11 protein-coding genes are annotated in these 12,627 nt (G+C 65.1%); 1 reads left to right on the forward strand and 10 read right to left on the reverse strand.

The genetic code is table 11. The features are described from left to right. Positions 1–1,350 carry an 8-oxoguanine deaminase gene (locus I6F12_RS13095; RefSeq protein ID WP_225156499.1) on the forward strand — a complete coding sequence of 450 codons (1,350 nt, stop codon included), beginning with the start codon at positions 1–3 and terminating at the stop codon, positions 1,348–1,350. A gap of 110 nt (positions 1,351–1,460) precedes the next feature. Here I6F12_RS13095 and I6F12_RS13100 read toward each other — a convergent pair whose 3' ends face one another. From I6F12_RS13100 to I6F12_RS13145, 10 genes are all read right to left on the reverse strand, one after another. Next, positions 1,461–2,537, reverse strand: coding sequence for a BMP family ABC transporter substrate-binding protein (locus I6F12_RS13100; protein WP_225156579.1), 1,077 nt, complete (start codon positions 2,535–2,537; stop codon positions 1,461–1,463). Between the two features lie 75 nt (positions 2,538–2,612). Next, positions 2,613–3,530, reverse strand: a complete 918-nt coding sequence (locus I6F12_RS13105; protein ID WP_109142969.1) for an ABC transporter permease — start codon at positions 3,528–3,530, stop codon at positions 2,613–2,615. Further along, positions 3,517–4,608, reverse strand: a complete 1,092-nt coding sequence (locus tag I6F12_RS13110) for an ABC transporter permease (RefSeq protein WP_225156501.1) — start codon at positions 4,606–4,608, stop codon at positions 3,517–3,519. The genes I6F12_RS13105 and I6F12_RS13110 overlap by 14 nt, the downstream gene beginning before the upstream one ends. Further along, the gene (locus tag I6F12_RS13115) at positions 4,592–6,163 is read right to left on the reverse strand and encodes an ABC transporter ATP-binding protein (protein WP_225156503.1); all 1,572 of its coding nucleotides are present in this window, start codon (positions 6,161–6,163) and stop codon (positions 4,592–4,594) included. The genes I6F12_RS13110 and I6F12_RS13115 overlap by 17 nt, the downstream gene beginning before the upstream one ends. A 257-nt stretch (positions 6,164–6,420) precedes the next feature. After that, positions 6,421–6,906: a nucleoside deaminase gene (locus tag I6F12_RS13120; RefSeq protein WP_225150466.1), complete on the reverse strand. Its 486-nt coding sequence runs from the start codon at positions 6,904–6,906 to the stop codon at positions 6,421–6,423. 11 nt (positions 6,907–6,917) lie between these two features. Further along, positions 6,918–8,450 carry an ABC transporter ATP-binding protein gene (locus tag I6F12_RS13125; RefSeq protein WP_225156504.1) on the reverse strand — a complete coding sequence of 511 codons (1,533 nt, stop codon included), beginning with the start codon at positions 8,448–8,450 and terminating at the stop codon, positions 6,918–6,920. Further along, complete coding sequence (locus I6F12_RS13130; protein WP_057028619.1) at positions 8,447–9,130, reverse strand: isochorismatase family cysteine hydrolase; 684 nt, start codon at positions 9,128–9,130, stop codon at positions 8,447–8,449. Before I6F12_RS13130 ends, I6F12_RS13125 begins: the two co-directional genes overlap by 4 nt. 17 nt (positions 9,131–9,147) lie before the next feature. Further along, positions 9,148–10,074, reverse strand: a complete 927-nt coding sequence (locus tag I6F12_RS13135; RefSeq protein ID WP_036007718.1) for an ABC transporter permease — start codon at positions 10,072–10,074, stop codon at positions 9,148–9,150. A gap of 1 nt (position 10,075) precedes the next feature. After that, positions 10,076–11,188 carry an ABC transporter permease gene (locus tag I6F12_RS13140; RefSeq protein ID WP_225152354.1) on the reverse strand — a complete coding sequence of 371 codons (1,113 nt, stop codon included), beginning with the start codon at positions 11,186–11,188 and terminating at the stop codon, positions 10,076–10,078. Further along, positions 11,185–12,297 (reverse strand): BMP family ABC transporter substrate-binding protein, encoded by a 1,113-nt coding sequence (locus I6F12_RS13145; protein WP_225152356.1) that lies wholly within the window; start codon positions 12,295–12,297, stop codon positions 11,185–11,187. The genes I6F12_RS13140 and I6F12_RS13145 overlap by 4 nt, the downstream gene beginning before the upstream one ends. Positions 12,298–12,627: the final 330 nt, after the last annotated feature.

Consider the following 12,627-nt stretch of genomic DNA (forward strand, 5'->3'; position numbering starts at 1 on the left):
ATGACTGAGGCAAGTTCGACCTGGATCAGGGATCCCCTGGCCATCCTCGCCGACCGGGCCGAGCGTGGCATTGTCGTGAAGGGCGGCCGAATCGTCGAGCTCGTGCCGGCTGGCGGTGTGCCCGCAACCGCCGATGTCGCAGTGTTCGATGCGGGCGAACACGTCGTGCTGCCGGGCCTGATCAATACCCATCATCACTTCTACCAGACGCTGACGCGGGCGCTGCCGGCCGCGATGGATCGCGAGCTGTTCCCCTGGCTCCAGGCGCTCTATCCGGTGTGGGCGAAGCTGACGCCGGAAGCGCTCGAGCTCGGCGTCACCGTGGCGATGTCCGAGCTGTTGCTCTCCGGCTGCACCACCACGACGGATCACCACTACGTCTTCCCGCCCGGACTCGAAGACGCCGTCGATATCGAGGTGGCGGTGGCGAAGCGCCTCGGCGTGCGCGTGCTGCTCACGCGCGGCTCGATGAACCTGTCACAGCGCGACGGCGGCTTGCCGCCCGACAGTGTCGTGCAGGACGAGGACACCATTCTCGCCGATAGCGCCCGCGTGGTCGCCAAGCATCACCAGCGCGGCGCGGATGCGATGGTGCAGATTGCGCTCGCGCCATGCTCGCCGTTCTCGGTGACGACGTCGCTGATGCGCGCCACGGCCGATCTCGCCGACAAGCTCGACGTGCGCCTGCACACCCATCTCGCCGAAACCGAGGACGAGAACAGCTTCTGCCAGCAGATGTATGGCTGCCGTCCGCTCGACTATCTCGAGCAATGCGGTTGGCTCAATGCGCGCACCTGGCTCGCCCATGGAATCTTCTTCAATCCGGACGAGATGAGACGGCTCGGCAAGGCCGGCACGACCGTCAGCCATTGTGCGTGCAGCAACCAGCTGCTCGCGTCGGGCTGTTGCCCGGTGTGCGACATGGAAGAGGCCGGCGTCGGGATCGGCATTGGTGTCGACGGCTCGGCCTCAAACGACGGATCCAACCTCATGCAGGAGGTGCGGGCCGCGTTCCTGCTGCAACGCGCGCGTTATGGCGTCACCAAGGTCAGCCACAAGGATGCGTTGCGCTGGGCCACCACGGGCTCGGCGGCATGTGTGGGCCGGCCGGAACTCGGCGACATCGTCGTCGGCAAGGCCGCCGATCTTGCGCTGTTCCGGCTCGACGAGCTGCGCTTCTCCGGCCACGGCGATCCGCTGGCTGCGCTCGTACTGTGCGGGGCGCATCGCGCCGACCGGGTGATGGTGGCTGGAAAATGGGCGGTGATCGACGGTGCGATCCCGGGTCTCGATGTGGCAGACCTCATCCGCCGCCACAGTTCCGCGGCGCGGGCCATGCAGGCTGGATAGCCGGGCGAAATAGAGAAAGAGGGGGCAGCCACAAGTGCCGGGTGCTTCTGGCCACCCCCTCCGAACCTCCTCCGGGAGGAGCAGGTGATTTAGTCAATGCAAGAAGCGTGCTACTTGCCCGGCAGCTTGTCGTCGATGCCTTTCACGTAGAAATTCATGCCGAGGACCTGGCCGTCATCCAGGTGAGCGCCGCCCTTGCACTCGACCGGCTTGCCGTCCTGCCCAACGATCGGGCATTTGAACGGATGCAGCTTGCCCGCGGTGATTGCGGCCTGGGCATCCTCGGCCATTTTTTTCACATCGTCAGGCATGTTGGTGTAGGGCGCCATCGCGAACATGCGGCTGTCGAGGCCACCCCAGGTGTCCTCGGACTTCCAGGTGCCGGCGAGCTCGGCCTTGACGCGCTCGATATAGTAGGGCCCCCAGTTGTTGATGATCGAGGTCAGCTGGGCCTTTGGCCCGAACTGGATCATTTCGGAATCCTGGCCGAAGGCCAGCTTGCCGCGTTCGCTGGCGATCTGCATGGCGGCCGGCGAATCCGTGTGCTGCATGATGACGTCGGCACCCTGGTCGATCAGCGCCTTGGCGGCGTCGGCCTCCTTGCCTGGGTCGAACCAGGTGTTGGCCCAGATGATCTTGACCTTGATGTTCGGATTGATGGTCTGCGCCGCCAGTATCGTCGCGTTGATGCCGGAGACGACCTCCGGAATCGGGAACGAGCCGATATAGCCGAGCACGCCCGACTTCGACATCTTCGCCGCAATCAGGCCTTGAATGTAGCGGCCCTGATACCATTTCGCCGAATAGGTCGACATGTTCGGGTTGCGCTTGTAGCCGGTGGCGTGCTCGAAATGCACGTTCGGATATTTCTTGGCGACCTTCAGCGTCGGATCCATGTAGCCGAACGATGTGGTGAAGATCAGTTTGTTGCCGGCGCGGACGAGCTGCTCGATTGCCCGCTCGGAGTCCGGGCCTTCGGGCACGTTCTCGAGATACGTGGTCTCGATCTTGTCGCCCAGTTCTTTCACCAGCGCCTGGCGACCGAGGTCGTGCTGATAGGTCCAGCCGAGGTCTCCGATCGGACCGAGATAAACGAAGCCGACTTTCAGCTTGTCGGCGGCGGAGGCCGCACTGACGCTCCCAGCGAGCAAGAGCCCGGCAGCCAGTGCAAGAAGTGATTTCCTCATCATCGATCTCCAAACTTCGGGGGAAGCCACGATCCGCAGCATGCGCGCCCCATCGCGCACGCCTTGGAATGAAACTCAGCGGTCAGGCACGAACACCGTACCGAGCGCAGCCGGCGCGGTCGAGCCGCCGGTGCGCGCTCGGGAGATAAGGACCAGCACGATGACCGTCGCGAGATAAGGCAGCGCCGACATGAATTGCGAGGGAATGCCGACGCCCCATCCTTGGGCATGCAGTTGCAGGATCGTCACCGCGCCGAACAGATAGGCGCCGATGACGAGCCGGCCCGGCCGCCAGGACGAGAACACCACTAGCGCCAGTGCGATCCAACCGCGGCCGGCGGTCATGCCCGGAATGAAGAACGGCGTATAGGCGAGCGGCAGATAGGCGCCCGCAAGACCCGCGCAGGCGCCGCCGAACATCACGGCGAGGGTGCGGATGCGCAGGACGGGATAGCCGAGCGCATGCGCGGAAACGTGATTGTCGCCGCAGGCGCGGAGGATCAAGCCTGCCCGGGTGCGGTACAGGAACCACCAAACCGCGACGATCAGTGCGATCGAGAAATAGACGAAACCATTCTCGCCGAACAGCACGCGGCCGATCAGGGGGACATTAGTGAGACCGGGAATGACGAGTTGCACGGCCGGCGTGATGCGCTCGCCGACGAAGCCGGCGCCGATCAGACCCGAGAGGCCAACACCCAAGATGGTCAGCGCGAGGCCGGTTGCGACCTGGTTGACGGCGAGCCCGAGTGCCATCAGCGCGAAGACGAGCGACATCAGCGTGCCCGCGACGATGCCGAACAGCGCGCCGATAAAGATCGATCCGGTCAGCCAGGCGCCGGCAAAGCCACAGGCCGCGCCGACGATCATCATGCCTTCGACCCCGAGGTTGAGCACGCCGGAACGCTCGGCCACGAGTTCGCCTGTCGCGGCCAGCAACAGCGGCGTCGACGCGGCGAGTACCGCCAGGATGATGGCCTCAACCAGCTCCACGGGCCACCACCTTGTTCGGGAACACCAGCTTGAAGCGGTAGAGAATGAGGGAGTCGCAGGCGAGCACGTAAAACAGCAGAATGCCCTGAAAGACCTTGGTGACGTCCAGCGGAATCTTCATCGCGATTTGCGCCTGCTCGCCGCCGATAAAGGTCAACGCGAGGAAGAGGCCTGCAACTAATATTCCAAGCGGGTTCAGCCGGCCGAGGAAAGCGACGATGATCGCGGTAAAGCCGTAGCCTGGCGAGATGCCGGGCTGGAGATGCCCGACTGGACCCGCCACCTCGATGATGCCGGCAAGCCCGGCCAGCGCCCCGGAGACGGCGAAGGTCAGGATGATGAGCTGGTTGGCGTTGAAGCCGCCGAACCGCGCGGCGCGCGGCGCGGCGCCGACCACGCGGATCTCGAAACCCTTGATGGTGCGCCCGAGCAGGATCGCGGCTGCCGCGACGACGAGCAGGGCGATGACGGAGCCGAGATGCAGCCGGCCGCCTTCGATCAGCAACGGCACGGTCGCTACCGGATCGAACTCGGCCGTGGTCGGGAAATTGAAGCCGTGCGGATCGCGCCAGGGGCCGCGCACGAGATAGTCGAGGAAGAGGTCGGCGACATAGACCAGCATCAGGCTGGTCAGGATCTCGCTGGCGCCGAATTTCACCTTGCAGATCGCCGGGATCAGCGCATAGAGCGCGCCCGCAGCGGCGGCGAGGACGAGCATAGCCGGCAGCACCCAGGCGCCGGCATCAGTACCTTGCGTCTTCACCGCGATCCAGCTTCCCGCGACTGCGCCGATCAGGAATTGCCCTTCGGCGCCGATGTTCCAGGCGTTGGCGAGATAGCACAGCGACAGGCCGATCGCGATCATCACCAGCGGCGTCGCCTTCACCGCGATCTCCTGGAGCGAATAGCCGTCGGCGAGGGGCGCAATGAAATAGGCGTGCAGGGCAAGCAGTGGATTCTTGCCGAGGATCGCGAACAGGATGACCATGGTCACGATCGTGAGGCCAATCGCGATCAGGGGGGACACCAGCGCGATCGTGCCGGAGCGCTCGGCACGCTTCTCAAGCACCAGCTGCATGCGCGATCTCCTTTGGCTGCAGGCTGCTGCCGCCCATCAGAAGGCCCAGCTTCTCGCGGCTTGCTTCGCGTGCCGAGAGCGGAGCCGACAGCTTGCCGTGGAACATCACGGCGATGCGGTCGGCAATCTCGGCGAGCTCGTCGAGATCCTGGCTGGTCACGAGTACCGCGGCGCCTGCGGTGGCGAGATCAAGCAGCGCCTGACGGATGACGGCGGCGGCGCCGGCATCGACGCCCCAGGTCGGCTGGCTCACCACCAGTACCGCGGGATTGCGCAGGATCTCACGTCCCACGATGAACTTCTGCAGATTGCCGCCGGACAGGCTGCCGGCCTCGGGATCGCGCTTGGCCTTGCGGACGTCGAAGGCTTCGGTGGCGCGGTCGACCGTTCTCAGCGTGGCCGCCGTATCGATGAAGCCGCGATGGACCATGCCGCTGGCGGCATGGCCGGTGAGCAGCGCGTTCTCCGACAGTCTCATCCGCGGCGCGGTGCCGTGGCCGAGTCGCTCCTCGGGAACGAAGGCCGCCCCCAGCTTGCGCCGCTGGGTGATCGAAAGGTGACCGGCGGCGATGCCCTCGATCACCACCGTCCCGGGGGCCTTCGCGAGGCGCTCGCCGGAGAGCGCTGCGAACAATTCGTCCTGGCCGTTACCGGCGACGCCGGCGATGCCGAGAATCTCGCCGCCCTTCAGCTCGAATGAGATGTGCTCGAGCCGTACGCCGTGCGCTTCGACGGGAGCCAGCGAGAGATCGTTGACGACGAGCCGCGGCACGGTGGTCTTGCGGCCGGATGCGCCCTTCACCTCCTTGACCTCGCCGCCGACCATCATCCGCGCAAGCGAGGCGGCGGTTTCGAGCCGAGGGTTGCAGGTCTCGACCTTCCTGCCGCCGCGCAGGATCGTCGCCGTGTCGCAGAGCCGCTTCACCTCCTCCAGCTTGTGGCTGATATAGAGGATGGCGCGGCCCTCGGCCTTGAGGCGCTCCAGCACGATGAAGAACTGGTCGGCTTCCTGCGGCGTCAACACCGCGGTGGGCTCGTCCAGGATCAGGAATTTCGGATCCTGTATCAAGGCGCGGACGATCTCGATGCGCTGGCGCTCGCCAACGGACAGTTGCCACACCTCACGCCTGGGATCGAGCGGCAGACCGTAAGTCTTCGACACCTGTTCCAGCCGGGCCGACATGTCCTTGAAGGATTCCTTGCCGTCGAGGCCGAGCGCGACGTTCTCGGCAACCGTGAGATTGTCGAACAGCGAGAAGTGCTGGAACACCATGCCGATGCCGCGGCTGCGCGCTTCGGACGGACCGGACAGCACGATCCGCTCGCCCTGCCAGTGAATCTCGCCGGCGCTGGGCTGGATCAGTCCGTAGATCGCCTTGACCAGCGTCGACTTGCCGGCGCCGTTCTCGCCCAGCAGGGCGTGGATTTCCCTCGGCCGGATCTCGATGTCGATGCAATCGTTGGCGAGGAAATCGCCATAACGTTTGGTGAGCCCGATGGTCCTCAGGAGCGGGGACTCGCCTGAATGCTGGCCGTTGGGCGTCGGATCTAACATTCGCTGATACGCTTGCATGGGTGAAGTGCCTCAATACTGGGCCAGTTTGAACCCCGGCGTAAGATGTGAAAAAGCATCATCCCTTGCTCAACGCGTCGGCAGGCTCTCGGCCCAGCGCTCGTCGTCGATTTTCGAGCGATCATAACCCCGCAAGCAGCCCCGGACGGCGGGGAAGCGATCGCGTCGGCGGGCGATGCGTGTTGCAAATTTGTGACGGTCCAAGGGGAGTCGGAACCTGCTATGCAGGGGATGTGCTGCTACTTCGTCCAAACGCCGACATGCAGCGCTTCGGCTTCGTCTTCGAGCAGTGGGCCGACGACCTCCGTCGGCCGCTGGCCGCTGGCAAAGACCTCGCGGCATGGCAGGTTGAGCGTCGGATTTTCCGGATGGTTGCCGGTGATGCCGCGCAGGCGATGCTCGCTGAGGCCATAGACGACACGGCCGATACCGGCCCAGTAGATCGCGCCGGCACACATCGCGCAGGGTTCGGCTGAGGAATAGAGCGTGGCCTTCGCCAGCACCTCTCGATCGAGTGTACGGCAGGCCTGGGTGGCTGCGAGCCGCTCGGCATGCGCGGTGCCGTCGCGATCCGGCATGTAGCCGTTCTCAATCTCGATCAGCACCTTGCCGTCCGCATCGACGACAATGCAGCCGAAGGGGTGGTTGCCATGGGTGAGGGAACGGCCGGCGACCGCGAAAGACAGGCGCAGAAAGTGCTCGTCCCGCCCTGATGCATCGCTCATCGATCCTCCGTTCAGTGCCCTGCCATGTGGCGGCCGACCACCGTGAGATCGGCTTCGCTGGTCCGCGCTTCATACACGAATTCGCCGTGGAACATCACCACGAGCCTATCCGACAGTTCGAGCAGCTCGTCGAGGTCCTCGCTGACGAGCAGGACGGCGGCGCCGCGGTTGCGTGCGGCCATAATCTCAGCGTGGATCTGCGCCACCGCCGCGAAATCGAGGCCGAAGCAGGGATTGGCCGCGATCAGCACCTCGACGTCGCCGCCGAGCTCGCGGGCCAGCACCGCGCGCTGCACGTTGCCGCCCGACAGCGCCGAGATCGGCGTGTCAGGCGTGCGGGTCTTGATCTTGTACCGGGCAATCTTCGTCCTCGCGTCGTCGCGAAAGGCGCTGGGATTGAGCCACCAGCCGCCACTTGCAAAGGGTGCGCGGTCGAATTCTCGGAAGGCGATGTTGTCGGCGACGCTCATGCCGCCGACGCAGGCATTCTTCAGCGGCTCCTCGGGCAGCAGCGACATCCTGTGCCGCCGCATCTCCTCGCGGCTTGCGTGATAGGGATCGCCGGCGACGCGCACCTCCCCGCTCTCGGCCTCGCGCTGGCCGGCCAGCACCTCGACGAGCTGGCGCTGGCCATTCCCGGAAACGCCGGCGATGCCGACGATCTCGCCGGCGCGAACGGTGAGCGAGACATCGTGCACGGCAACGGCGCCCGCATCGTCCAGGGCGCGGAGCTTTTGGAGCTCCAGCCTGGCCTGACCGGCTTCGCCGGTGCGCGGCGGCTGCACCGTCAACTCCTCGGCACCGATCATGGTGCGGGCCATCGCGTCCGGCGTCAGCTCGGAAACCTTGCCGGCTCCAGCGAGCTTGCCGCGGCGCAGGATGGTGACGTCATCGGCAAACGCCATGACCTCGCGGAACTTGTGCGTGATCATCAGGATGGTCAGCTCGCCTTTCACAACCATGTCGCGGAGCATGCCGAGCACCTCGTCGGCTTCCGCCGGGGTCAGCACCGAGGTCGGCTCGTCCAGGATCAGGAAGCGCCGCTTCAGATAGAGCTGCTTGAGGATCTCGCACTTCTGCCGTTCGCCGGCAGAGATGTCGGAGACCTTTGCGGAGAGCGGTACCTTGAAAGGCATGCGGCCCAAGAACGCCTCCAGCTCCTTCATCTCCTTCGGCCAGTTCACCACGGCTGGCACGTCGTCGCGCGCCAGCACGAGATTTTCGGCAACGGTCATCGCCGGCACCAGCGTAAAATGCTGATAGACCATGCCGAGGCCGAGCGCGTGGGCATCCTTCGGGTTGGCGATCGCCTGCTCGCGGCCGCCGACGAGAATGTCGCCTTCGGTCGCGTGGTAATAGCCCATGATGCATTTGACGAGGGTGGATTTGCCGGCGCCATTCTCGCCGAGCAGCGCATGGAACGAGCCCGGCCGCACCTTCAGCTCGACATTGTCCAGCGCCAGGAAGTCGCCGAAGCGCATGGTCATGGCGATGGCATCGACGCCGAAGGCGCCCGATGGCGGCGGCGTTTCGCCGATGATCACGAAATTGCTCCGATGAAGGCATCAGAGGTCGAGACTGCGCCGAACACGCCGCCCTGCATCTTGATCATCTTCAGCGCGTGGTCGTGGTTGCTCTTGTCGGTCGCGCCGCAGCAATCGTGCAGCAGGACGCATTCGAAGCCGCGGTCGTTGGCCTCGCGCATCGTGGTGTGGACGCAGACGTCGGTCGTGATCCCGGTCAACACGATGTTCTCGATGCCGCGCACGCGCAGGATCAGCTCCAGATCGGTGGCGCAGAACGAGCCCTTGCCGGGCTTGTCGATGATCGGCTCGCCCGGTAGCGGCGCGAGTTCTTCGATGATGTCCCAGCCGGGCTCGCCGCGCACCAGGATGCGTCCGCACGGGCCGGGATCGCCGATGCCGGCGCCGATCTGGCGCGAGCGCCAGCGCTTGTTGGCGGGCAGGTCGGAGAGATCGGGGCGGTGGCCCTCGCGGGTATGGATGATATGGAAGCCTTGCTTGCGCATCACTGCGAGCAGCCGCTTGATCGGCTCGATAGGTGCCCGTGTCAGCGAGAGGTCGTAGCCCATCTTGTCGACATAGCCGCCGACGCCGCAGAAATCGGTCTGCATGTCGATGATGATCAGCGCCGTGTTCTCGGGGCGGAGATCACCATTGTAGGGCCAGGCATAGGGCTCGGACTTGATGTAGCGCTCGGGCATGGACGACCTCGTGCGTGTTACCGTGTGATCGAGAGTTCGGCGGGCGCGCCGGTCAGCGTCCGCTTCGGCGAGCAGGTGATGATCATGATCGCCAGCGTCAGGATGTAGGGCGCGGCGTTGAATAGGTGATAGCCAGAGGTGACGCCGACCGATTGCAACGCCGGACCCAGCGCCGCCGCGCCGCCGAAGGCGAGCGAGGCCCACAGGCAGAGCAGGGGATCCCAGCGCGCGAAGATCACGAGCGCCACGGCGGTGATGCCCTGGCCCGAGGAAAGGCCCTCGTTCCAGCTTCCGGGGTAGAACAGGGACAGAAACGAGCCGCCGATGCCCGCGAGGAAACCACCGGCCATGGTGGCGCGCAGGCGGATCAGCAGCACGGAATGGCCCATCGCGCGTGCGGCATCCGCGCTCTCGCCGGCGGTGCGGATGAGCAAGCCCCAGCGGGTGGTGCGGAAGGCCCAATAGAGGATTGGCGCCAGCGCCACGCCGATCAGGAACAGCACGTTGATGCGCAGCGCTGCCTGGACTTGCGGGATGTCGCTCCACCAGCCGAAGTCGACGGCGGGCAGCCGCGGCGCTGTCGGCTCGATCAGCGGCTTGCCGAGATAGAACGCAAGGCCAGTGCCGAACAGCATCAAGGCGATGCCCACGGCAACGTCGTTGACGCGCGGCAGCGAGCAAATGCCGGCATGCAGCGCACCCAGCAGCGCGCCGGTGATGCCGGCGGCAAGCACCCCGAGCCACGGAGAGCCGGTGAGATAGGAGATGCCATAGGCGCTCATCGCGCCCATCACCAGCGTGCCTTCCAGGCCGAGATTGATGCGGCCCGCGCGCTCGGTGATGCATTCGCCCAGGCTCACGAACAGGAAGGGGGTGGAGACGCGAATGGCGCCGCCGAGGACGGCGAGCGGGACGGTCCAGAGGCCAATCGATCCGTCTGCCATCTCAGGATTTTCCCTTCAGGAATCCGATGCGGCCGTAGAGCGCATCGCTGGCGAGAACGAAGACGAAGATGATGCCCTGCAGCACCAGCACGGACGCATCGGGCAGCCCCAGGCGGCGTTGCAGCAGGCCGCCGCTGGCGCTGATGCCGCCGAGCAGGATCGCGACGGGAATGATGGCGAGCGGATTCTGCCGCGCCAGAAAGGCGACGAGAATGCCGGTGAAGCCGTAGCCGGCGGCGAGGTTGGCGTTGGTGCGTCCCTGCACGGCGGCGACCTCGACCATGCCGGCGAGGCCAGCCGCGCCGCCGGCAAGGAAGCAGACGGTCAGGATCAGCTTGTCGACGCCGAGACCGACGATCTTCGCAGCACGGATGTTGCCGCCCGCCACGCGCGCGGCGAAGCCGAACACGGTGTGATAGATCAGGATGTAAGAGGCGATCGCGGCGATCAGGCCGAACACGAGCCCCCAATGCACGTCGGTGCCGGGAATGGAGCCGATCATGTTGGCGGCGCCGATCTCGCGGGTGGACGGCTTGTTGAGGCTGGCGGGGTCGCGCATCAGCCCCTCGACGAGATGGTTGAGGATCGCGAGCGCGATGTAGACGAGCAGCAGGCTCGAGATGGTCTCGTTGACGCCGCGATATTGCCGCAAGCCGCCTGAGAGCATGATCCACAGCCCGCCGCCGATCACGCCGGCGCAGACCATGGCGACCTGGACGACGAGCGGCGGCATGCCTTGAAGCGCGAGTGCGGCGCTGGTTGCGGACAATGCGCCCATCAGCAGCGCGCCTTCGCCACCGATGATGACCATGCCGAGCTGCGCCGGCAGCGCGGTACAGAGTGCGGTGAGGATCAGGGGCGCTGCGCGCGTCAGCGTGTTCTGCCAGGAGAACCAGGTGCCGAACGCGCCGTAATACATGTAGAAATAGAGATCGAGCGGATTCTTGCCGAACATCGCGACGAAGATGCCGAACACCGCGAGCGCGCCGACCAGCGCCGCGCCCGGGATCAGGACATATTCGATCGTGCCGCCGTGACGCTGGAGGAAACCGGGATCGGCGGCCGGGGCGACTGTCCCGACCGCCTCCGTGGAATCCGCCGCTTCCGTCGTCACGAAGTGGCTCCGAGCACGCCCTCGACCAGGTAGTCCATCTTCTCCAGTTCAGGATCCTTCTGGCCGCGGTCGGTACCGACAGGGATCACCGTCTTGCCCTTGTTGTCGACCAGCCCACCCTTGAAGATGGCGAAGCCTTCTGCCGACAGGAATTTGGCCTTGGCCGCGTCGGCCGCCTTGCGCGCTTCGGCCGAGACCGCTTCGCCATAGGGCGAGGTCTTGACGATCTCTTCCTTCAGGCCGCCGCGGTAGAAATTCGGGATGCCTTCGCCGGAGGCGATCATCTTGACGAACTTCGGATAGAGCGCTTCCCAGTTCCACTCCGCGCCGGTGAGATAGGCCTTGGGTGCCAGCGCCGACTGGTTGGTGTGATAGCCGCAGACGAAGGCGCCGCGTCGCGCCGCGTTCTCGACCATGGTCTTGGGCCCATCGACGTGGCAGGTGAGCACGTCCACGCCCTGATCGATCAGGCTGTTGGTGGCTTCGGCCTCCTTGACCGGCATCGACCAGTCGCCGGTGAAGATCACCTGCGTGGTGGCCTTTGGATTGACGGACTTGGCGCCAAGCGTGAAGGCGTTGATGTTGCGCAGCACTTGAGGGATCGGCTTGGCCGCGACAAAGCCGAGCTTGCTGCTCTTCGATGTCAGGCCGGCGACGATGCCGGAGATGTACTGAGCCTCGTCGATATAGCCGAAATAGCTGCCGGCGTTCTTGGGGTCCTTCTCGCTCCAGAGGCCGCCGCAATGCTCGAAGCGGAGCTTCGGGTACTTGTTGGCCATCTTGATCATGTGCGGATTGTAGTACCCGAACGAGGTCGGGAAGAGCAGGGTGGCGCCATCGAGATTGATCATGGACTCGATCGTCTTCTCGACCGCATCGGTCTCCGGCACCTTCTCCTCCTCGACCACCTTGAGGCCGGGGATCTTCTTCAGCGCCGCCGCGCCCTGCGCGTGCGCCTGATTGTAGCCGTAGTCGTCGCGCGAGCCGACATAAATGAAGCCGATGGTGGTCTCGGCCGCGACGGCCGGGCGCAGGCCCGCTGCCGCGCCGAGGGTGAGGGCCGCGCCGCCCTGCAACACATGACGTCGTGAAATCCTGCCAGAATCCATTGCTCGCTCCCCTTGGCGGATGTTCCGCCTTGATCTCACGGCTGCGCCGGCGTGGCGGAGCCGGGGTCAGATGTCGCAAGCTTCGTGCCAGAGACTATGAAGCATGCAGTTTGCGATAAGTACTTGAAATAAATATGAAATAATCAGTGTTCTGAACTTGGCGAGGAAGGCGGCAGACTAATTTATGGGCAATATAAAAGCATTGTATGCAGTGGAGTTGAGCAGCCCGAACCTGCTCGCGCATGTGCATGACGGTCGTCGGACGGTCGGCCGGCAAGGCGCATTCATGCTAACCACGCGCTGACTGGGACGGCGCCGGAGGATGTTCGC

This window comes from Bradyrhizobium sp. IC4059 (genome assembly GCF_020193615.1).
Lineage (GTDB): Bacteria > Pseudomonadota > Alphaproteobacteria > Rhizobiales > Xanthobacteraceae > Bradyrhizobium > Bradyrhizobium yuanmingense.

Bases quoted from the DNA above. Each gene is read 5' to 3' on its own strand.
- I6F12_RS13095 (WP_225156499.1), top strand. From the start codon at position 1: ATGACTGAGGCAAGTTCGACCTGGATCAGGGATCCCCTGGCCATCCTC.
- I6F12_RS13100 (WP_225156579.1), bottom strand. From the start codon at position 2,537: ATGAGGAAATCACTTCTTGCACTGGCTGCCGGGCTCTTGCTCGCTGGG.
- I6F12_RS13110 (WP_225156501.1), bottom strand. From the start codon at position 4,608: ATGCAGCTGGTGCTTGAGAAGCGTGCCGAGCGCTCCGGCACGATCGCG.
- I6F12_RS13115 (WP_225156503.1), bottom strand. From the start codon at position 6,163: ATGTTAGATCCGACGCCCAACGGCCAGCATTCAGGCGAGTCCCCGCTC.
- I6F12_RS13120 (WP_225150466.1), bottom strand. From the start codon at position 6,906: ATGAGCGATGCATCAGGGCGGGACGAGCACTTTCTGCGCCTGTCTTTC.
- I6F12_RS13130 (WP_057028619.1), bottom strand. From the start codon at position 9,130: ATGCCCGAGCGCTACATCAAGTCCGAGCCCTATGCCTGGCCCTACAAT.
- I6F12_RS13135 (WP_036007718.1), bottom strand. From the start codon at position 10,074: ATGGCAGACGGATCGATTGGCCTCTGGACCGTCCCGCTCGCCGTCCTC.
- I6F12_RS13145 (WP_225152356.1), bottom strand. From the start codon at position 12,297: ATGGATTCTGGCAGGATTTCACGACGTCATGTGTTGCAGGGCGGCGCG.